Source organism: Nocardia donostiensis, from assembly GCF_002081715.1.
In the GTDB taxonomy this organism is placed as follows: Bacteria; Actinomycetota; Actinomycetes; order Mycobacteriales; family Mycobacteriaceae; genus Nocardia; species Nocardia donostiensis.
Map to the genome: position 1 here is coordinate 34,621 of NZ_MUKP01000012.1, position 18,458 is coordinate 53,078.

Sequence of the window (18,458 nt, forward strand, 5' to 3'; positions counted from 1 at the left end):
GGCTATTCGGCCCCATGCGTGGATCTACCGGCTGGCCTCGTATCTTGCGGTTATCCGAAAGGTGCTGCGTATGGGCGTTGCTGGAGCTGCCGCGTTGTTCTGCCGCGCAACTGACGGCTTGGCAGCTGAGGTTATGCGCTTTGGACAGACGTACGGGCAGCATGTACGGCGGGTGTCCGCCGAGGCTCGTGCCTACGCCCTCGATGTGGTTCATCGGGACCCTGTCGGCGCGATGTCGCTGCAGCGGACGGCGTTGTTCTCCCAGGACGAGGCGGTATGGCTCTCCGGCCGAGTGTGGCATCCCAAACAAGAAGAAGAATCGTTGCGCGAGTGGCTGACGAGCCTGCCGCGGATGCAGTTCCGGTCCGATCAGGTCGACTACAACATTTTGGCCGATGCCGATGGGGTCCCGGCCAGCCTGTCTTTCTCCTTCTCGGAGAGAGATTATGTGCACTGGAAGGCTGATACGGGAGCGGTGGATCGCCGCATCCTTCGAGAGTACGAAATCGGTATTCCGGACGACGTACGTGATTTCCCTGGCCTTGAAGGGCGTTCCAGGTACGTGGACCGCACGCACACCGATGTGGTGCCGGCGCGGTGGTACCACCCCGAGGAACCCAGGAGGGCATGGACGGTTACCAATCACGGTTTTTTTGCCCAAGACAAGGGTTTGATCCGGATCAAGGTCGGCGAGGAGCCGTCCGGCGAGCCGAAGTACGCGGCAGTGATCATAGGCGGGCGGGAATTCGGCGATCTGCTGGTCACGAACCCGGACTTCTGGCGGCTCGCGGAGATCAACGGCGGCGACCTGATCTTCACGGGTTGTAGTCTCGCCGGACACGACAAAACATTTGCCGAGTTGTCAGCTCGCGGAGTGCATTCTCATGGCTTGGAAAGGCCCGTGCACGCCGCAACCGGCACCACCTGGCAACAGGCCTCCAATCCGGACGGCACGCTGCTGGCGCGACCGAGAGAGGGAGCCACCGATGTCCCCTGGTTGGATTGGGATCCTCGGCCGGCCCGGTCTTCGATCGTCGTCTTGGACGGGAAGTTCGTAACCTTCTATCCCCTATAGGCGGACGGGTTTTCCCGCCGAGCGTGATGCGGTGGGTACCGGGCCGTGTCCGGTGAGCGGGCCGAGGCCCACTGCCTGGAACGTAGCCAACCCTGCCGCAGAAACGAAACCGTCGAGCACGACCGACTCGAAATGGAAGGACACGATGATCCCAGCACGCCTGCTCGACCAACTCGTCCAAGAAGCTGACTGGGAGGGTATCCGACAACTCGTCGTCGGCGCGGTCATCGTGCACAATGGGCGGGTCCTGCTGCTTCGCCGCCCGGACACGGACTTCATGGGCAATATCTGGGAACTGCCGAGCGGAAAAGTCGAATCGGGAGAGCCACTCGATACAGCGCTGTTTCGTGAAATCGAGGAGGAGACGGGCCTCGACGCCACGAACCTGCGCCACTATCTCGGAGCATTCGACTATCTGTCGGGCAGCGGCAAACGGAGCAGGCAGTTCAATTTTGTCGTCGATATCGTCGAGCCGGAACCGGTCACGCTGACCGAACACGATGCTTACGTATGGTCAGACCTCGCGGAGGATCCACCGGTCACCGATGCGGTGAAAGAGGTGCTCGAACATTTCCGGAGTATCGAACCCGCTGGGTGATCCGCATCAGCAGCAAGGAGAAGCTCTTGCATCAACTGATGTTTCGCCGCAGCGACCCCGGCCGGGGACGGCCGGAGTCGCGAAGCGCGGCGGCTGCAGAAACGACCGCGGGGAGTGTTCTCGACTGTGCCGGTGCCGCTTCCGCGAGGATCAGCCGATCCCCGGGAGGCAACCGGCGGCGCGCAGCCGGGCCACGAGCCCGGAGCCGGCGACCGCGCTGGACCCGTTGCCCGCGCTGAGGGCCAGCAGGAGATCCATACCGAGCCCCGCGCCGATGGCGCAGCCAAGCAGGTTGATGTCGACCGAGATGATCTCGTCGGGCCCGCTGGGGGCGGGCTGGGCTGGAGCGGGCTCGTCGGCGTGCGCCGGGCTCGCCGCAGCGATGGTGGCGGCCAGTGCCACCGCAACGACACCGGCTTTGACGGAACGCAATTGTCCTCCTCGTTTGCGCTGGTTGGCGCGGTTCTCAGGCCGGGGAACCGATATCGCGGAAACCATCGTCCCGGTCCGACGGGCCGCTGCCTATCTGTTGACCGATTCGGCTGTTGGGAAACACCATCGGCTCAGCGGCCCACGACATTGGAGCCACGTCGCTATTCGTCACCACGGACCTGAGTCGCTCGACCAGTACGAGAGCTCACGCGTTTCCCGCAACGGTTTCCAGCTCATCGACACTGCCCGACATGATGGTCCGCATATTGTCGGTGATCCTGCCTTTAGGCCGCTCCCACCAAGCGATGCCGAGCAGCCGAGCGATATCGCTGCCGGGGTAGCGTACGCGGATCAACCGGGCGGGGTTGCCGTCGGCGATTCCGTAGTCGGGCACGTCATCGGTTCCGCACCGGAGGTGATGATCGCGCCGTGGCCGATCCGAACGCTGGATAACCGTTGCCGAGCCATACGTCGCAGCCGAGGACGGTGTCGCCTCGGCTGACAGAGATCGGTGATCAAATCCATGTGTTCGATCCAGGAACCACCCATAGGGCCATTGCGCTGCTGGGGCTGTTCCAGGCGAACTTGACCCTCACGTTACGTGAGGCCCGACGATGGCCTCATGAGCGACAACTTCCCCGCATTCGAGATGAGCCCGGTTCCCACCCCCGCGCCGGACGTCGAGGCTCCTGAGCTTTTCCGTGGCATCTACGGGATGCCGATGTTCGTGACGGTGCCCACGGCTGATCTGGCGGCTTCGGTGGGCTTCTGGGAGCGCGGGCTGGGTTTCTTCGATCTGTTCTCGGTACCCGGGCAGATCACGCATTTGCGCCGTTGGGCGTTTCAGGACGTGCTGCTGGTGCCGGGGGAGCGACCTGCTGAGGCCCCGACAGTGACTGTGAGCTTCTCCTGCGTGTTGAGCCAGATCGATCAGATCGCGGCCGCATGTGAGGAGCTGCTGCCTGGCTGCACAACGGGGCCGCGGCAGATGCCGTGGAACTCGGTGGAGGTGGAGGTGGTCACGCCGGAGAACACGCGGGTGATCATGACGGCGGCGCGGCCGTGGGATCCGGACAGCCCGGAGGCCGAGCATCTGCGGTCGATCGGGATCGACGCACCCGAAGCGTGACAGGGTCCCGCACTGTGGCTGCCAGACTGGGGTATGTGACGAAACGTTCCTTTTCCGAGGCCGAAGTGAACGCAGGCCGCACGGTGGGTGTCGTCGCACAGCTCGTGGGCGTCACAGTGCGGGCGCTGCACCACTGGGACGCAATCGGGCTGGTTCGTCCGTCCGAGCGCACCGACAGCGGCTACCGCTTCTATACGGCCGCGGACCTCGCCCGTATCCATCGGGTGCTCCTCTACCGGGAGCTTGGCGTGCCGCTCACCGAGATCGGGGCATTGCTGGACGCGCCGGCAGCAGATGGGGCGGATGCGCTGCGCAGGCAGCGTGACCAGTTGCGTGAACGTATCGCGCGGTTGCAGCGGATGGGTGGTGCGCTGGACCGCATGATCGAAGCCCGCGAATCCGGCATCCTGCTGTCGGCCGAGGAACAGGTGGCGATCTTCGGGGAGCATTGGCAGCCGTCGTGGGTCGGGGAAGCGCGCAAGCGCTGGGGTGACACCCCGCAATGGACGCAGTACGCCGAACGCGCCGCACACCGAACAGCCGAGGACTGGCAGGAGATCGCCGGCGCAGTCGAGGCGCTCAACGCGGAACTGGCCGCGGCGCACCGAGCGGGTGTGGTTCCTGGAAGCGAACGGGCCAACGCGCTGGCCGAACGACACCGCGCATCCATCGGCGTCTACTTCGACTGCACGCACGCCATGCAGGTCTGCCTGGGTCGCACTTACGCCACCGACCCGGAATATGTGGCGTTCTACGACACCATCGAGCCCGGCCTGAGCACCTGGTTACACCACATCATCGACGCCAATGCGCGTAAAAACGGCATCGACCCCGAAACGGCGACCTGGGTTTGACGGGACAGTCCCACCGCATACCTGGTTCGTTGGAGTCAACGGCCAGCCGATAACAGCGGCTCGCTGTACCCGCAAACCGCATGCCTGCGGAGACGATCGCTACTTGCGATGGTCGAAGCGGCGTGATTCTCGTCATCGAGGGGTGCGGCCGCATGTCGTGGAGACCGGGGTGGTGACGCTGGTCGATCACGCAGGCAGGCGGCCGTCGACCTGCGGGGAGGCGTCTCGGTCCGGCGGAGTGGTCAGCCGGAAACCGCTGTTGCCGCCCGCGCAACGTGAGCATCACGGAAAGCGGGTGCTACCAGGGGTCATTGGCGGTAAGCGCGGTCAGCAGCAGACGGATGGCGGCGACCCGGTGCTGTTTGCCTGCCAGCTCGTCCAACGCACATTCCGGGTCGGCGGGCGGTCCGAGGTGCGTGCACCCGCGCGGGCAGTCCTCGGTGGCTTCGGCCAGGTCGGTGAAGGCGGCGATGACATCGTCGGGGGTGATGTGGGCGAGGCCGAACGAGCGGACGCCGGGCGTGTCGATGACCCAGCCGCCGGAGGGCAGTGGTAGTGCCACCGACTGGGTTGAGGTGTGTTTGCCCTTGCCGACGCCGGAGACTTCGCCGACAGCACGGTCCGCCTCGGGAACAAGACGGTTCACCAGGGTGGATTTGCCGACGCCGGAGTGGCCGAGGAAGCAGGTGAGGTGGCCGGTGAGCAGGTCGAGGACGGGTTCGAGAGGGTCGTCGAGGCCGCCGTAGACGATGGTGAGGTCCAAGTCGTCGAAAGCGGAAGCGAATTCGGAGTCGGCGGCCAGATCGTGTTTGGTGAGACAAAGGATCGGTTCCAGGCCGCCCGCGTAAGCGGCGACCATGGCGCGTTCGACGAAACCGGTGCGCGGCGGCGGGTCAGCGAGGGCTACGACGATGAAGAGGCGTTCGGCGTTGCCGACGACGACGCGTTCGAACGGGTCGGTGTCGTCGGCGGTGCGGCGCAGCACGGTGCTGCGTTCACCGACGCGGACGATGCGAGCGAGGGTGTCGGGCCTGCCGGACAAGTCGCCCACCACATCCACCTGGTCGCCTACCACGATGGGGGTGCGGCCGAGTTCCCGGGCGCGCATCGCCACAATCCTGCGTTCCGGGTCGCCGCCGAGGACACAACCCCAGCGCCCGCGATCCACCGACACCACCATCGCCGTTTCGGCGTCCCGGTGCTGCGGACGGATTTTCGTGCGCGGCCGCGAGCTCCGGCCCGGGCGAACCCGCACATCGGATTCGTCGTAGCCTGCGGCGGAGCGGCCGCGGCGGCTCAGCGCACCGCTCCCTGATCGGCGGGCGCGGAATCGAGCATTCGCTCCCACAGTTCGACGAAATTGGGCAGTGTTTTGGCGGTGGTGCCGATGTCTTCGATCTCGACCTGGGGCACGGCGAGACCGAGGATCGCCCCGGCGGTCGCCATCCGATGGTCGGCGTAGGAATGCCAGCGGCCGCCGTGCAACTGCGCGGGATTGATCTCTAGCCCGTCCTCGGTTTCGGCGACCTCGCCGCCGAGGCGATTGATCTCGGTGGACAATGCGGCGAGCCGATCGGTTTCGTGCCCGCGCAGATGCGCGATACCGCGCAGCCGGGACGGGGAATCGGCCAGCGCGGCCAGCGCGGCGACAGTGGGTGTGAGCTCGCCCACATCGTGCAGGTCGATATCGATACCGGCCAGCCGGTCGGGACCGGCCACGGTGAGGGTTCCGTCGAAGAAACGCGCTTCCGCGCCCATCCGCACCAGGATTTCGCGGATCACATCACCGGGTTGGGTGGTCAGCCGGGGCCAATGCGGGATGGACACCTCGCCGCCGGTGACGGCGGCCGCGGCCAGGAACGGGGTGGCATTGGACAGGTCCGGTTCCACCGCCCAGTCCACGGCGCGAATCGGGCCGGGAGCCACCTTCCAGGTCTGCGCTTGCCGCACATCGGTCGGCGCCTCGACCTCGACCTCGGCGCGGCGCAGCATCTCCACTGTCATCTCGATATGCGGCATAGACGGCAGCGGATTCCCGCTGTGGTGGACTACCATGCCGTCGTCGAATCGGGCCGCGGACAACAGCAGACCCGAGACGAACTGCGACGACCCCGACGCGTCGATGGTGATATCGCCACCGCGCAGCGCGCCCGTGCCGTGCACGACGAAAGGTAATGCGTCGCCGTCGATCCGGGCGCCGAGACCACGCAACGCGTCGAGAATGGTGCGCAACGGGCGGACCCTGGCCTGAATATCGCCGTCGAAGGCGACATCACCGGAGGCCAGGGCGGCGACCGAGGGCAGGAACCGCATCACGGTACCGGCCAGCCCGCAATCGACCGCGCCGCCGGTGAGCGGGGCGGGGGTCACGGCGAGAGTGTCGGCGTCGCCGATGATCTGAACACCGAGTGCACGCAGCGCCGCGATCATCAGGTTGGTGTCTCGGCTGCGCAGCGCGCCGGTGATCGTCGACGGCCCGTCGGCGAGCGCGGACAGGACCAGCGCTCTGTTGGTGATCGACTTGGATCCGGGCAGGGTCACGGTCGCGTGCACAGGGACATCGACATGGGGCGCTGGCCAGAAACTCACTCGACCATCTTCTCTCATGGCAGAACCGGCCATGCCACGGGTGCTCGGTAACGCTGTCCCGAGCACCCGGGAACGGCGGTCACTTGTTGCGGCCGTGCAGCACCGGCACCAGGCGGCGCAGCAGCTTCATGGTCGATTCGGTGCGGCGGTAGCTCATCAGCGCCATACCGGGGATCGCGAAGTTCTGTACGGCGATCGCGTGCGGGCGAACGAACTCGCGCAGCCCCTGTTCACCGTGGATACGGCCGATACCGGAATCGTTGCTGCCACCGAACGGCAGGCCGGGGATCGCGGCGAAACCGAGCACCGAGTTCACCGAGGTCGCGCCGACCCGCAGGCGGCGGGCGATCTCCAAACCCTGCTTACGGGAGTAGACCGCCGAGGCCAGGCCGTAGGTGGAGTTGTTGGCCAGCTCGATCGCCTCGTCGATGCTGTCGACGGTACGAACGGTGATGGTCGGACCGAAGGTTTCCTCTTGCACAGCGGCCGAGCTCTCGTCGGTGTCGACCAGGATGACCGGCTCGATGAAGGGAGCCTTGACCGAATCCAGGCCGCCGAGCACGGCCTCGCCGCCGTTTTTCAGCGCGTCCTCGATATGGCGGCGCACGATATCGACCTGGCTGGGCATGGTCATCGGGCCGTAGGCGGCGTCCTTGCCCGAACCCGGCTGCACGTTCTCCAGGATGCGGCGTAGTTCGGCGACGAATTCGTCCTTCACCGACCGGTGCACGTACACCCGCTCGACCCCGGCGCAGGTCTGGCCGCTGTTGGAGGTGCCGCCCCAGGCGACCGCGTCGGCGGCGGCTTTGATGTCGGCGTCGGCGGCGATGACCACCGCGTCTTTACCGCCGCATTCGAGCAGCACCGGGGTGAGGTTCTGCGCGGCGGCCGCCATGATCTTCTTGCCGGTTCCCGGTGAACCGGTGAACGCGACCTTGTCGACCCCCGCCTGTACCAGTGCCGCGCCGGTCGCGCCGTAGCCGTTGACGGCGAGGAACACCCCTTCCGGCAGCTGTGGGTTGGCCTTACGGAACGCTTCGGTGAGGAAGTTGCCGATGCCGGTGGAGAATTCACTGGGCTTGAACACGACGGTATTGCCCGCGGCCAGCGCGTAGGCGATGGAGCCGTTCGGGGTGTACACCGGGTAGTTCCAGGGGCCGATAACGCCGATGACGCCCAGCGGGCGCTGTTCGAGTCGTGCGGTGAAGTTCGACATCAGCGGGCCGGGGAAGATCTTTTTCGGCGCCAGCACCTTCTTGGCGTGTTTGGCCGCCCATGCGATGTGTTCGAGGGCGAGCATCAGTTCCAGAAATGCGTCGTCGAGCGGTTTGCCGTTCTCGGCGTGGATGAGTTCGGTGAATTCGTCGGCTCGAGCGACCAGCTGGCTCGACCAGCGCAGCAGCGCCTTGCGGCGGCCGTCGAAACCTAGTTCTTCCCAGGTCGGGGCGGCGGCGCGAGCCTTGGCCACGGCGGCGCGCACCGCGTCTTCGTCAGCGATCGGGTAGGTGGCCAGCGTCGCGCCGGTGGCGGGGTCGACCGAGGTCAGCACCGAGGTCTTATCGCTGGCGGTATCGGTGGTTGTCACTTGGTCTCCTTTGGGCGGAAGCAGTTCGATGCGCGCGCGAACGGGTGTGACCCACCACCCATCCCCGTGTGTTGAGAGGATGGTATGACATGGTTCTCACCACGTCACCCCCTACTCGATCCATTCTCCTCGGATCTGTCGGTGTTCGGTGGGAGTATCGGCAATATGTGCGGACGCTATGCGACGACGACGAACCCGGGCCGCCTCACGGCCGAACTGGACGCGATCGACGAAACCGGCACACGCCCCGGTGCAGGCGGCAGCTACGCCGCGAATTACAACGTCGCTCCCACCACCCAGATCCTCACCGTGGTCGAACGCCATGACCACGACCACCCCGACGACGACACCCGCCGCCGTATCCGGCGCATGCGGTGGGGCCTGATCCCGCACTGGGCGAAGGCCGCCGAACCTGGCGTGCCGGTCACCGGGAAACCGCTGTTCAACGCCCGCGCCGAGAAGGCGGCGACCACCCCGTCGTTCCGGGACGCGGTGAAATACCGCCGCTGCCTGATCCCGATGGACGGCTGGTACGAGTGGCTCGTCGAACCCGACCCGTCGGGCCCCGGCAAGGGTGCGAAACCGAAGGTCGTCAAGTACCCGTACTTCATGTCCTACGCCGATGGCTCTCAGCTCTACATGGCCGGTCTGTGGTCGGTGTGGCGCGACCGCACCCAGCCCGACACCGAACCTCTGCTGTCGTGCACAGTCCTGACCACCGACGCCGTCGGTGACCTCACCCGCATCCACGACCGGATGCCGCTGCCGATGCCGGAACAACATTGGGAGGCCTGGCTCGACCCCGACCACCCCGCGCCCGCGGCACTCCTGGAGCCGCCGAGTGAGGAATTGGTGGCGGGGATCAGCGTGCGGCCGGTGTCGAGGCTGGTGAACAGTGTGCGTAACAACGGACCCGAACTACTGAACCCGGCCGAGGGGCAGGCGCAGCAGACAACCCTCCTGTGAGCGGAGGAGTGCACTACCTCGCCCGGTAGGTTGCGTCACAGAGGCCGGGTGAGCGAGCGGGTCGGCTCGGGGTGTCCGAGCCGCGCCCACCCATAATCAGAGCGGGCATTCGACTATCGGAGTCGCGATATGAAGCCCGCATTTGATGATGTCGGCGGAGAAGTCTATGACTCCGACGATGACACCGGCTCCCGCCTCCTCGGCGCGGTCGAGGAACTCGTGCCGTTCGCGTGACCGACTGTCGTCGGAAAAGTTGTCACGGTCACGTAGCCGGTTGTTGTCGAGGAACTCGTCGCGGTCACGCAGCCGGTTGTCTTCGCGGTCACGCGGCCGGTTGTTTTCGCGGTCACGCGGCTGGCGGTTGTCCGTGTTGTCTTGGAACGGGTATTCGGGTTCGATCTCGGTACCACGCGGTACGGGCTCCGCGACCGCGGACGGGGTCGACAACGTGGCCGGGACGAGAGTGCAGACCGCGGTGGTGGACAGGGCTACGAACACGGTGCGCAGAAGTCGGCGCGGGAACATTCGCATCACATCCTCGGTCGATGGACAGGAGATCCGACCGCCCAAGTAACGCACATCAAGCCGGGGGAATGCGGTATACCCGCCGATCGAGCAGCTGATTGTCAGACGGCAATCGATGCGGTGACAGCAGCGGTCAACCGGATCAGATCAGCAGGGGCGAGTTCGATTTCCATCCCGCGCCGACCGGCGCTACACAGCATCCGGTCCCATTCCAGCGCGGAGGCGTCCAGTACGGTCGGCAGCTGTTTGCGCTGCCCCAGCGGGGAAATGCCGCCGAGCACGTACCCCGTGCTGCGTTCGGCCTTGACCCGATCGGCCATGGCCGCCTTCGGGACGCCCAGCGCGGCCGCGGCCGCCTTCAACGACAGGCTGTGCGGCACCGGAAGCACCGCGACCGCCAGGCTGCCGGTGGACAGCTCCAGTACCAGCGTTTTGAAGATCTGCGCGGCGTCGACACCCAGACGTGCGACCAGCGCGTCGACGGCCTCGGTGCCGTAGGAGTCCGAACGCGGATCGTGTTCGTAGGTGTGGACCTGATGATCAGCCCCTGCGCGGATCAGCGCGCGGATCGCCGGTGTCGAGCCTCCTGCCATGACGATGAGCTTAGAACCGGCCGCCAGGGGCGCTGACGTGGTTTTTGCGGAGAAAATGGGAACAGACCGAGGTGTGCACATGTTGCATGCGGTGAGAAAGCGCAGGGCGGACCTGGAGATCGCCGCGCATATTCCCCGAAAGACGTGAAGGAGAGGTCGGTGCCCGTTCTGCTACAGGAACGTCCGGTGTGGACCGAGTTGTCACCGACACGCACTCGGTTCTCCGATGTTGTGGTGTTGCCGGTAGATTTGGCTGTTGAGCCGATCGAAGGGACACGTGTGACGAGCGACGAGGACTCGGTGAACGGCGAAGCCGGTGCCGCGAACGCGCAGCGCACCGTCGATGACACCGAGCTGGCGCAGCGGTTCGAGCGGGACGCGCTACCCCTGCTGGACCAGCTCTACGGCGCCGCGCTGCGGATGACCAGGAACCCGGCCGACGCCGAGGATCTGGTGCAGGAGACCTACGCCAAGGCATATCAGGGGTTCAAGTCCTTCAAAGAGGGCACCAACCTGCGGGCCTGGATGTATCGCATCCTCACCAACACCTACATCAACTCCTACCGCAAAAAGCAGCGTCAGCCCGCGCAATACCCCACCGACGAGATCACCGACTGGCAGCTGGCGGCCACCGCTGAACACACCTCGACCGGGTTGCGTTCGGCGGAGGTGGAGGCGCTGGACGCGCTGCCCGACGACGACATCAAAGCCGCCCTGCAGGAACTTCCCGAGGAGTTCCGGATGGCCGTCTACTACGCCGATGTGGAAGGTTTCCCGTACAAGGAAATCGCCGACATCATGGGCACTCCTATCGGTACGGTGATGTCCCGGCTGCATCGCGGTCGCAAACAATTGAAGGGTTTGCTCGCCGACGTGGCGCGCGAACGTGGTTTCAACCGCACCGGGGCTGCCTCCGAGCAGTCCGCATCCGCGGGCTCTGTGCGCCAGGAGGTCAAGCAGTGAGCACCGAGCGCGATCCCGATATGGAGCTCGACTGCACTGCGGTGCTCGCCGATGTGTGGCTGATGCTCGACGGCGAATGCGATGAGGCGACGCGGGCGCGGCTGCAACACCATATGGACCATTGCGCGCCCTGCATCGAGGCCTACGGCATCGAAGAGAAGATCAAAAGCCTGCTGCACCGCAAATGCGGCGGCGACCGGGCGCCCGACTCACTGCGCGAACGGCTGACCGTGGAGTTCCACCGGTCGATCACGATCGAGCACCAGAGCACCTTCACCGAATCCGCGGAGTCTGTGGAGTCTTCGGAGTCCTGACGCTTGCCTCGGGGCCCAGAAACAAACTGAGCGGCACGTCCTTCCGAAGGGAGGGCGTGCCGCTCGTTCGTATGCGAGGCGACGGCTCAGGAATTGGGCCGCTTGCCGTGGTTGGCGGCGCTGTTCTTGCGGCTGCGCTTCTTACGTCCACGCTTACCCATGGGTAGTCTCCCTCCTGCGGATCATCCCCGCAGCGCGGGGAGCACAATCTGACTGACGGCCATTGTTTCATGTGTGGTTGGCTGTACTTTCAGCGGATGGCGCCGCAGCAGCGGCGATGCTCGAGGACCTAGCGAACGGGGTGTTATGGCGGAGGAAGTGCGCGCGGAGATGGTGTCGACCGTGCTGACGGTCGAGGTGAAGGTGGGAGAAAAAGTTGAACTCGACCAGACCCTGGTGTTGCTCGAATCGATGAAGATGGAGATTCCGGTGATCGCTGAGGTCGGCGGTGAAGTCACCTCCATCGCTGTGTCTCCGGGCCAGGTGCTGCAGCAGGGCGATCTGATCGCTGTCATTTCCTGAGCGCGGCCCCGCGATAGACGAAGCGACAGTAGATGGCGACGCTCAGCGAGCTACTGGCCGAACACACCGATCTGCCCGGCATCGCAGTGGACCACCTGCAGCGGGTGGTGGGTGACTGGCAGTTGCTTTCCGATCTGTCCTTCGCCGACCTGCTGCTGTGGGTTGGTGCGGGACCGGTCAGCGATGGCGCCGATATCGTGTGCGTCGCGCAGTGCCGCCCCACCACCGCGGCCACCGTGCATCTGGAGGATCTGGTCGGCACCCAGGCGTTGCGGTCCGAGCATCCGCAGGTATTCGATGCGCTGACCACCGGTCAGATCGTGCGCACCGACGCCGAAAGCGAAGCCAAGGGCGTATACCACCCGCACCCGGTGCATGCCATCCGAGAAGCGATCCCGGTGCGCTGCGGCGACGATGTGATCGCGGTGCTCAGCCGGGACACAGACCGGCAGCGTTCCCGCGTGCGCAGCAGCCTGGAAATCGCGTATGTGGCCTGCGCCGACGACCTGTGTCAGATGATCGCCGACGGCACCTTCCCCACCACGGAGGACCGGGCGGCAACCCATTCCAGCCCGCGCGCCGGTGACGGTTTCATCAGACTCGACACCGCAGGCATCGTCACCTATGCCAGCCCCAACGCGCTATCGGCCTACCACCGGATGGGGTTGCAGAGCGACCTGGCAGGCCAAGATCTGGCCATCACCACCCGCTCCCTGATCACCGATCCGTTCGACGCACAGGAAGTGGTCGGCGATATCCAGGCCGCCCTCGCCGGGCGCACCGGCCGCCGGATGGAAGTCGAGGCCCGCGGCGCCACCGTGCTGCTGCGCACTCTGGTCCTGCGCCCGCACGGCGAACTGGCGGGCGCGGCGGTCCTGGTCCGCGATGTCACCGAAGTCAAACGCCGCGACCGCGCCCTGCTGAGCAAGGACGCCACCATCCGGGAAATCCACCATCGGGTGAAGAACAACCTGCAAACCGTCGCCGCGCTGCTGCGCCTGCAGGCCAGGCGCACCGAGAACGAGGAGGCCAGGGTCGCGCTCACCGAATCGGTGCGCCGGGTGACCTCCATCGCCTCGGTCCACGAAATGCTGTCGATGTCGGTCGACGAAGAGGTCGACCTCGACGAAGTCGTCGACCGTCTGCTGCCCATCATGGCGGATGTGGCCACCGTCCACACCGCCCGCATCAAGGTTCGCCGCGCGGGCTCTCTCGGAGTCTTCTCCGCCGAACGCGCAACGCCGCTGGTGATGGTCTTGACCGAACTGGTCCAAAACGCCATCGAACACGCCTTCGACGCAGGTCAGAACGGTACGGTCACCATCCGTTCGGAACGTTCGGCCCGCTGGCTCGATGTGATCATCAGCGACGACGGCCGCGGCCTACCTGCCGATTTCAGCCTGGAAACCTCCGACAGTCTCGGCCTGCAAATCGTCCGCACCCTGGTCACCGCCGAGTTGGGCGGCTCCATCGGCCTGCACCCCGGGGCTGATGTAGGCACCGACGCGGTCCTCCGGGTCCCGCTGGGCCGCCGCTCCGCACGGTGACCCGAGATCAGTATGGAGGACGTCGAGGTAGATGGTCGATCCCGGAATCCGGGGGGCCGGCTATGCGGTTCGCTATCGCGACCGTCCGGACTGCTGATCTTCGAACGCATCGGTATGCCTGAAGCCGGTACTCAGATCCCGCAGGCGATGTCCACCCAGGTGAGGCTCCGGCGCGTGCGGTCCTACGAGAGGCCACCGAGGAAACCGGGCTCCGCGGGGTCAGCGTGTCCCAGCCGGTCGCCAGCAACCAAGACAAGTGGCTGAGCCATACCGACCCCGTTGGAGAACCGGCCTCGGCCATACCCGCTGATCAGCACTTACTCAGCCCGCCCGGGTTTGCGGCCCAGCTCACGTTTCAGCTCTCGCAGCGCACACACGGGAGCCTCCCGAGCCACAAAGGGGCCGCAAACCCGCTCCGCCGGAGGGGGGCAAAAAAATACAGCCCGGCACCTTGGTGGTGCCGGGCGTCACTGGCGTTACCGGGCTGATGGCCCGGTAACGCCTGGTCCGCTACTTACACGACGGTGCGAGTGCGGGTACGCGCGTTGCGGCGCTTCAGGGCGCGTCGCTCGTCCTCGCTCATTCCGCCCCATACGCCGGCATCCTGTCCGGACTTCAGTGCCCAGGAGAGGCAATCGGCGGTTACGGGGCAGCGAGCGCAGACCAGCTTGGCATCGGCAATCTGCGCGAGCGCAGGACCACTGTTGCCCACCGGGAAAAACAGCTCGGGGTCCTCGTCGCGACAGATGGCCTTGTGGCGCCAGTCCATTCCTCTGCTCCTTTGCTGGGCGCCATGAGGCGCCGGTGGTTGGTGGGTCGTTCACTTGTGCGAAGAGAAGATTTCCGCACGGTTGCTTGTGAATGCTTTCACGAACACCGTAGATGTCAATAGGTATCCGGTGCACCGTGGGCAAGCTCACGCTCTGACGGTCCCCGCAGTGGGAACCTGCCCGGTCCTTTCTACCCGCTTCGACCGGTTTCTGCAGCACAACCGGCCTGTTTTCAGCGAGGTTTCCTGATTCAGGCCGGGTTCGGGGCGACAACACCGAGCACGTCGGGGACCGCGGTGAAATCCACCACGTGGCGTTTGCCGATGAAGTCGCCATCGATTTGCAGGCCGATAGGTTCTTCGGTCTCGATTCGCACCGAGGACACATCGTCGATACGGAATAAATTGCGCGACTTGGGATCTGCGTTGGGCCGCAGGAGTTGGGTGGCCAGCGCCAGTGTGGGCAACACCGCCATGGAGCGAACGGCGAACACACCGAGCCCGGTTTCGAAGCTGGTCCCGGGATTGGTGCGCACCGGAGCGTTGTTCAGATAAGTCCACGGGTTGGTATTGGTGACGAATGCGAAATGCACTCCCGGCACGGGTTCGTGTCCGGGCACGTGCAGCGTCACCTCTGGTTTCGCGCGTTTGGCGCGAAAGAACTGGCGCACCGTGGTCCGCAGGTAGCGGGCGGGGGTCGCAGCGTGCCCGTCGGCACGGCTCGAGTCGATCGATTCACAGACATCGGCGTCCAAGCCGACGCCCGCGCTGAAGCAGAACCAGCGGTCGTCGGCGATACCGAGCCCGATACGGCGGTCGGCTTGCGCCCCGTGCGGGCCGTTGTCGAGCGACAGCAGATGGATGAGCTGGTTGGTGGCTGCCACCGGATCGGGTTTCAGGCCGAGTGCCCGCGCGAACACATTCGCAGAACCGCCCGGGATCACACCGAGCCGCGGCCGCCACGCCTGCCCGTCGTCGACCTGCGGCAGCGGCAGGAATCCGTTGATGGTCTCGTTGACGGTGCCGTCGCCTCCGTGTACGACGATCAGGTCCATCCGGTTGGTGGCAGCCCACTGCGCCAGTTCAGCGGCGTGACCGCGGTGCTGGGTGTGCGCGACCGTCAACTGTGTCCGGCTCTCCAGCGCGTGCGCCAACAGATCCCTGGTCGACGCCGTGGTGGAGGTCGCATTCGGGTTCACGATCAACAACGTCCGCACCCAGCAACCCTATCGACCGACCAGGAAGTGACCGAGGGCGTACCTCCGCCTTCGCTCGGCCGTGCGCATTGAGGTGTACCTCTCGCGTATGCGCTGCTGTGTGCGGTTTGCCGATCTGTCGCCTTCGGTGCGGGTGTGCGGCGGGTGTACTTTTTGCGCTTGCTCTCGGTTGTGCGCGTTGGTGCGTACCTTCGCCTTCGCTGCGGCTGTGCGCGGGCTGCGGGCGAGCCTTGCTCGACCGGGCCATTTAGGCTGGGCTGGTGGCTGAGCAAGATGACGTCGATAGGGTGCCCGGGACTGTGCGGGGAGCTGGCGGCCTGGTGACGTTGGAGGGGGCCGTCGCCGTGATTGTGGCGGTCGTGCTGGTTGTGCGTGGTCTGCTCGGGCACGATCAGACCGCTGTGAGCGGGTACGGCACCGCGGCGTGGTTCTGTGTGCTCGGTGGTGGGGTGCTCGCGGCTGGTATCGCCCTGCTGCTCGGGCATCGGTGGGGGCGCGCTATCGGGGTCCTCGCCAACCTGCTGCTGCTGCCGGTGGTGTGGTCGCTGTTGACCGACTCGCATCAGCCGCTGCTCGGCACGGTGCTCGGTGTGGTGGTGGTGAGCGCGCTTGTGCTGCTGTTCAGCCCGCCGACCAGCCGGTGGATGGCGCGGGAGTACGGGCTCACGCAGGAGTGAACAGCCCGGCGTGGCACGCCTCTGGAGCGTCGTGCCCGCTGCGGTCAGCCGTTCCCGGGAGCGAGCTCGCCGGAGATCCGGGGATTCGCGTCCGGTTCTGTGCGGTCGTTCGTGGTGCCCGTTTCGGCCAAGCGGGTGAGTGCCTTGCCGGCGAGGCGGTAGCCGACCCATTCGTCCTGGACGGCGGCGCCGAGTGATTCGTAGAAGCCGATCGACGGGGTGTTCCAGGTGAGCACCGACCAGCTCACCCGCGTGTAGCCGCTTGTGACCGCCTCCTGCGCAAGGGCCGCGATCAGCGCTGCGCCGAGCCCGGTGCCGCGCGCTCGTGGCGTGACGTAGAGGTCTTCCAGGTAGATGCCGTGTACGCCGTCCCAGGTGGAGAAGTTCAGGAACCAGATGGCGCAGCCGACGACCTCGTCGTCGAGGGTGGCCACGTGTGCGTATACCGCGGGGGCAGGACCGAACAGCGCGGTGTGCAACTGTTCGGCGGTGAGGGTGCAAGCGTGTCTGGCCTTTTCGTATTCGGCCAGGTCGTAGACCAGCTCAACCAGCGCGGGAATATCGGCCGGGGTGGCGCGGCGGACGGCAGTGTGACCGGCGGGACTCACTGTGCTGCTCCCTGTCTCGACACGTGGTGGCGCTCGCCGGGTGAGGTCTCGGTTGCCGGCCGTACCGATCCGCTGTACCCGGCGGATAGCCGCCTGGTTGGTCGCCTCGAGGTGCGATGTGGGCGGATCGAGCTGCGGGCCGTGCGGTGCCGGCGCGGAGCGGGGGCAGGTGACACTGCGCTGCTCACTGGCTGGGGTCGTGCAGGTTGTGGGCGCGGATGGTGCGGTCGTCGTGTTCGTAGCCGAGGACGCTCACTGCGGCGGGGGACATGGCGAAGCGCCTGCCTTCCCGGATATCGAATCCTGCCCAGCGGGCGATCAGCGCGCGGGAGAAGTGGCCGTGGCCGACCAGGACGATATCGCGGCCGGGGAGCACCGCCCTGGCCGATGACAGCACCCGGTCGGCGCGGGCACGCACCTGGTCGGCGGATTCACCGCCGGGCACGGCGCCGGTCCAGATGGTCCAACCGGGCTCGGTTTCCCGGATTTCCGCGGTGGTGCGGCCCTCGTAGTCGCCGTAATCCCATTCGGCCAGATCGGCGTCGACGACGGGTTCGGGAAGCCCCGCCAGGGCGGCGGTGCGGGTGGCGCGCTGGCGGGGGCTGCTGCGCACCACGGGGTCGCGCAACCGCAACCCGGCCAGCAGGGCGGCCGCGGCGCGGGCCTGCCGCTCACCGCGTTCGGTAAGCGGCAGATCGGTGCGTCCGGTGTGTCGATGCTGGGTGGACCAGGTGGTTTCACCGTGGCGCAACAGCACCACCCGAGCGTCGTCGAGAGCGGACATGGCTTCCATCATGCCTGTCCCGCCCGAGGGGACACCTATCAGTCGGCTCGGTCGGTGCCGAGGGTCAGCACCACCAGGGGCATCGGCCGTTCGGTTTTGGACTGGAAATCGGCGAGCAACGGGTTGTTGTGCAGCACCCAGCTGGCGAACTCGTCGTATTCGGCTCCAGTGAGGACCTTCGCGGTTGCTCGGTAGATCCGATCGCCGAGTTCCACGATCACCGCGGGATCGGCTTTGACGTTGTGATACCACGCAGGATAGCGGCCTTCGAGGAACGAGCTGACGTACAGGACCTCATCGCGGTACAGTGCCCCCAGCGGCACGATATGCCGCTTCCCGCTCTTGGCTCCGGTGGTGGTGAGCAACAACAGGTTCCCGCCCTCGTAGGCCCCGCTGACCCGCCCGCCGTTCGCCCGGAACTCCCGGATCACGTCCTCGTTCCAGTCGGCGATGTTGTCCTCGGCGACCTGGTTCCACGGTGCGTCGGGGTCGTCGTAATCGGTGATCTCCCGCGGGGCTGTGCTGGTTGGGCTGATCGGGCTGTTCGGTTGGTTGCTCATGGGACCGGATTGTGCCCCAGGGCTCCGACAAGAACCGGTGTTTCGCAGCTGCGAAGAAATTTGCAAGATAACACAATTCGGATCTGCTGTGTGTTCGGCGAAAGCTATCCGAGAGCTACTGGATCCTGGAGCGGTCAGCAGTCGACGAGGA

At 66.0% G+C, this 18,458-nt stretch carries 23 protein-coding genes and 1 pseudogene; 11 read left to right on the plus strand and 13 right to left on the minus strand.

The window, feature by feature from the left end; translation table 11 throughout:
- Positions 1–70 precede the first annotated feature (70 nt).
- Positions 71–1,075, plus strand: coding sequence for a hypothetical protein (locus B0T44_RS10370; protein WP_077117115.1), 1,005 nt, complete (start codon positions 71–73; stop codon positions 1,073–1,075).
- A gap of 145 nt (positions 1,076–1,220) precedes the next feature.
- Complete coding sequence (locus B0T44_RS10375) at positions 1,221–1,673, plus strand: NUDIX domain-containing protein (RefSeq protein ID WP_077117117.1); 453 nt, start codon at positions 1,221–1,223, stop codon at positions 1,671–1,673.
- Between the two features lie 150 nt (positions 1,674–1,823).
- Here the strand turns inward: B0T44_RS10375 and B0T44_RS10380 are convergent, their stop codons facing one another.
- Both B0T44_RS10380 and B0T44_RS10385 read right to left on the minus strand, forming a co-directional pair.
- The gene (locus B0T44_RS10380; RefSeq protein ID WP_077117377.1) at positions 1,824–2,105 is read right to left on the minus strand and encodes a hypothetical protein; all 282 of its coding nucleotides are present in this window, start codon (positions 2,103–2,105) and stop codon (positions 1,824–1,826) included.
- A 205-nt stretch (positions 2,106–2,310) separates the two neighbouring features.
- A complete protein-coding gene (locus B0T44_RS10385; RefSeq protein WP_077117119.1) occupies positions 2,311–2,499 on the minus strand; it encodes an LbetaH domain-containing protein in 189 nt (62 codons plus the stop codon).
- 228 nt (positions 2,500–2,727) lie between these two features.
- Between B0T44_RS10385 and B0T44_RS10390 the strand changes: the two genes are divergently transcribed.
- Both B0T44_RS10390 and B0T44_RS10395 read left to right on the plus strand, forming a co-directional pair.
- Positions 2,728–3,234, plus strand: a complete 507-nt coding sequence (locus B0T44_RS10390; RefSeq protein WP_077117121.1) for a VOC family protein — start codon at positions 2,728–2,730, stop codon at positions 3,232–3,234.
- 35 nt (positions 3,235–3,269) lie between these two features.
- Entirely contained in the window at positions 3,270–4,088 is an 819-nt protein-coding gene (locus B0T44_RS10395; protein WP_077117379.1) for a MerR family transcriptional regulator, read from the plus strand.
- A 298-nt stretch (positions 4,089–4,386) separates the two neighbouring features.
- Here the strand turns inward: B0T44_RS10395 and rsgA are convergent, their stop codons facing one another.
- From rsgA to B0T44_RS10410, 3 genes are all read right to left on the minus strand, one after another.
- On the minus strand, positions 4,387–5,436 hold the full coding sequence (gene rsgA, locus B0T44_RS10400) for a ribosome small subunit-dependent GTPase A (protein ID WP_425436859.1): 1,050 nt from the start codon (positions 5,434–5,436) through the stop codon (positions 4,387–4,389).
- The gene (aroA, locus tag B0T44_RS10405) at positions 5,385–6,695 is read right to left on the minus strand and encodes a 3-phosphoshikimate 1-carboxyvinyltransferase (RefSeq protein ID WP_077117383.1); all 1,311 of its coding nucleotides are present in this window, start codon (positions 6,693–6,695) and stop codon (positions 5,385–5,387) included. The genes rsgA and aroA overlap by 52 nt, the downstream gene beginning before the upstream one ends.
- Positions 6,696–6,756: 61 nt before the next feature.
- Complete coding sequence (locus B0T44_RS10410) at positions 6,757–8,262, minus strand: aldehyde dehydrogenase family protein (RefSeq protein ID WP_077117123.1); 1,506 nt, start codon at positions 8,260–8,262, stop codon at positions 6,757–6,759.
- Positions 8,263–8,427: 165 nt separating this feature from the next.
- On the opposite strand from B0T44_RS10410, the gene B0T44_RS10415 reads away from it, so the two are divergent.
- Entirely contained in the window at positions 8,428–9,228 is an 801-nt protein-coding gene (locus B0T44_RS10415; protein ID WP_077117385.1) for an SOS response-associated peptidase, read from the plus strand.
- Positions 9,229–9,324: 96 nt separating this feature from the next.
- Here B0T44_RS10415 and B0T44_RS10420 read toward each other — a convergent pair whose 3' ends face one another.
- Positions 9,325–9,759 carry a hypothetical protein gene (locus B0T44_RS10420; protein ID WP_139347824.1) on the minus strand — a complete coding sequence of 145 codons (435 nt, stop codon included), beginning with the start codon at positions 9,757–9,759 and terminating at the stop codon, positions 9,325–9,327.
- A 95-nt stretch (positions 9,760–9,854) separates the two neighbouring features.
- A complete protein-coding gene (gene ybaK / locus B0T44_RS10425; RefSeq protein WP_077117127.1) occupies positions 9,855–10,346 on the minus strand; it encodes a Cys-tRNA(Pro) deacylase in 492 nt (163 codons plus the stop codon).
- 300 nt (positions 10,347–10,646) lie between these two features.
- Here ybaK and B0T44_RS10430 point away from each other — a divergent pair, with 300 nt between their 5' ends.
- Entirely contained in the window at positions 10,647–11,309 is a 663-nt protein-coding gene (locus tag B0T44_RS10430; protein ID WP_077117387.1) for a sigma-70 family RNA polymerase sigma factor, read from the plus strand.
- A 20-nt stretch (positions 11,310–11,329) separates the two neighbouring features.
- Positions 11,330–11,623, plus strand: a complete 294-nt coding sequence (rsrA, locus tag B0T44_RS10435) for a mycothiol system anti-sigma-R factor (protein WP_077117390.1) — start codon at positions 11,330–11,332, stop codon at positions 11,621–11,623.
- 86 nt (positions 11,624–11,709) lie between these two features.
- Here the strand turns inward: rsrA and B0T44_RS28690 are convergent, their stop codons facing one another.
- Positions 11,710–11,784, minus strand: a complete 75-nt coding sequence (locus tag B0T44_RS28690) for a 50S ribosomal protein bL37 (RefSeq protein ID WP_139347842.1) — start codon at positions 11,782–11,784, stop codon at positions 11,710–11,712.
- A 145-nt stretch (positions 11,785–11,929) separates the two neighbouring features.
- On the opposite strand from B0T44_RS28690, the gene B0T44_RS10440 reads away from it, so the two are divergent.
- The 3 genes and pseudogenes from B0T44_RS10440 to B0T44_RS28530 all read left to right on the plus strand — a co-directional run.
- A complete protein-coding gene (locus tag B0T44_RS10440; RefSeq protein WP_077117130.1) occupies positions 11,930–12,145 on the plus strand; it encodes a biotin/lipoyl-binding carrier protein in 216 nt (71 codons plus the stop codon).
- Between the two features lie 32 nt (positions 12,146–12,177).
- Positions 12,178–13,692: a sensor histidine kinase gene (locus tag B0T44_RS10445; RefSeq protein WP_077117132.1), complete on the plus strand. Its 1,515-nt coding sequence runs from the start codon at positions 12,178–12,180 to the stop codon at positions 13,690–13,692.
- Positions 13,693–13,841: 149 nt separating this feature from the next.
- Positions 13,842–14,180, plus strand: a pseudogene (locus tag B0T44_RS28530) (hypothetical protein); the annotation flags it as partial.
- Between the two features lie 26 nt (positions 14,181–14,206).
- Here the strand turns inward: B0T44_RS28530 and B0T44_RS10450 are convergent.
- Together B0T44_RS10450 and B0T44_RS10455 are read right to left on the minus strand one after the other, a co-directional pair.
- On the minus strand, positions 14,207–14,461 hold the full coding sequence (locus tag B0T44_RS10450) for a WhiB family transcriptional regulator (protein ID WP_011211115.1): 255 nt from the start codon (positions 14,459–14,461) through the stop codon (positions 14,207–14,209).
- Between the two features lie 251 nt (positions 14,462–14,712).
- Positions 14,713–15,678: a diacylglycerol/lipid kinase family protein gene (locus B0T44_RS10455; protein WP_077117136.1), complete on the minus strand. Its 966-nt coding sequence runs from the start codon at positions 15,676–15,678 to the stop codon at positions 14,713–14,715.
- 260 nt (positions 15,679–15,938) lie between these two features.
- Between B0T44_RS10455 and B0T44_RS10460 the strand changes: the two genes are divergently transcribed.
- Positions 15,939–16,355, plus strand: coding sequence for a hypothetical protein (locus B0T44_RS10460; RefSeq protein ID WP_077117138.1), 417 nt, complete (start codon positions 15,939–15,941; stop codon positions 16,353–16,355).
- Between the two features lie 44 nt (positions 16,356–16,399).
- Here B0T44_RS10460 and B0T44_RS10465 read toward each other — a convergent pair whose 3' ends face one another.
- From B0T44_RS10465 to B0T44_RS10475, 3 genes are all read right to left on the minus strand, one after another.
- Positions 16,400–16,963 carry a GNAT family N-acetyltransferase gene (locus B0T44_RS10465; RefSeq protein WP_081511898.1) on the minus strand — a complete coding sequence of 188 codons (564 nt, stop codon included), beginning with the start codon at positions 16,961–16,963 and terminating at the stop codon, positions 16,400–16,402.
- 184 nt (positions 16,964–17,147) lie between these two features.
- Positions 17,148–17,747 (minus strand): acid phosphatase, encoded by a 600-nt coding sequence (locus B0T44_RS10470; protein WP_245839475.1) that lies wholly within the window; start codon positions 17,745–17,747, stop codon positions 17,148–17,150.
- 38 nt (positions 17,748–17,785) lie between these two features.
- Positions 17,786–18,307 (minus strand): nitroreductase/quinone reductase family protein, encoded by a 522-nt coding sequence (locus B0T44_RS10475; protein WP_077117142.1) that lies wholly within the window; start codon positions 18,305–18,307, stop codon positions 17,786–17,788.
- Between the last annotated feature and the right edge of the window lie 151 nt (positions 18,308–18,458).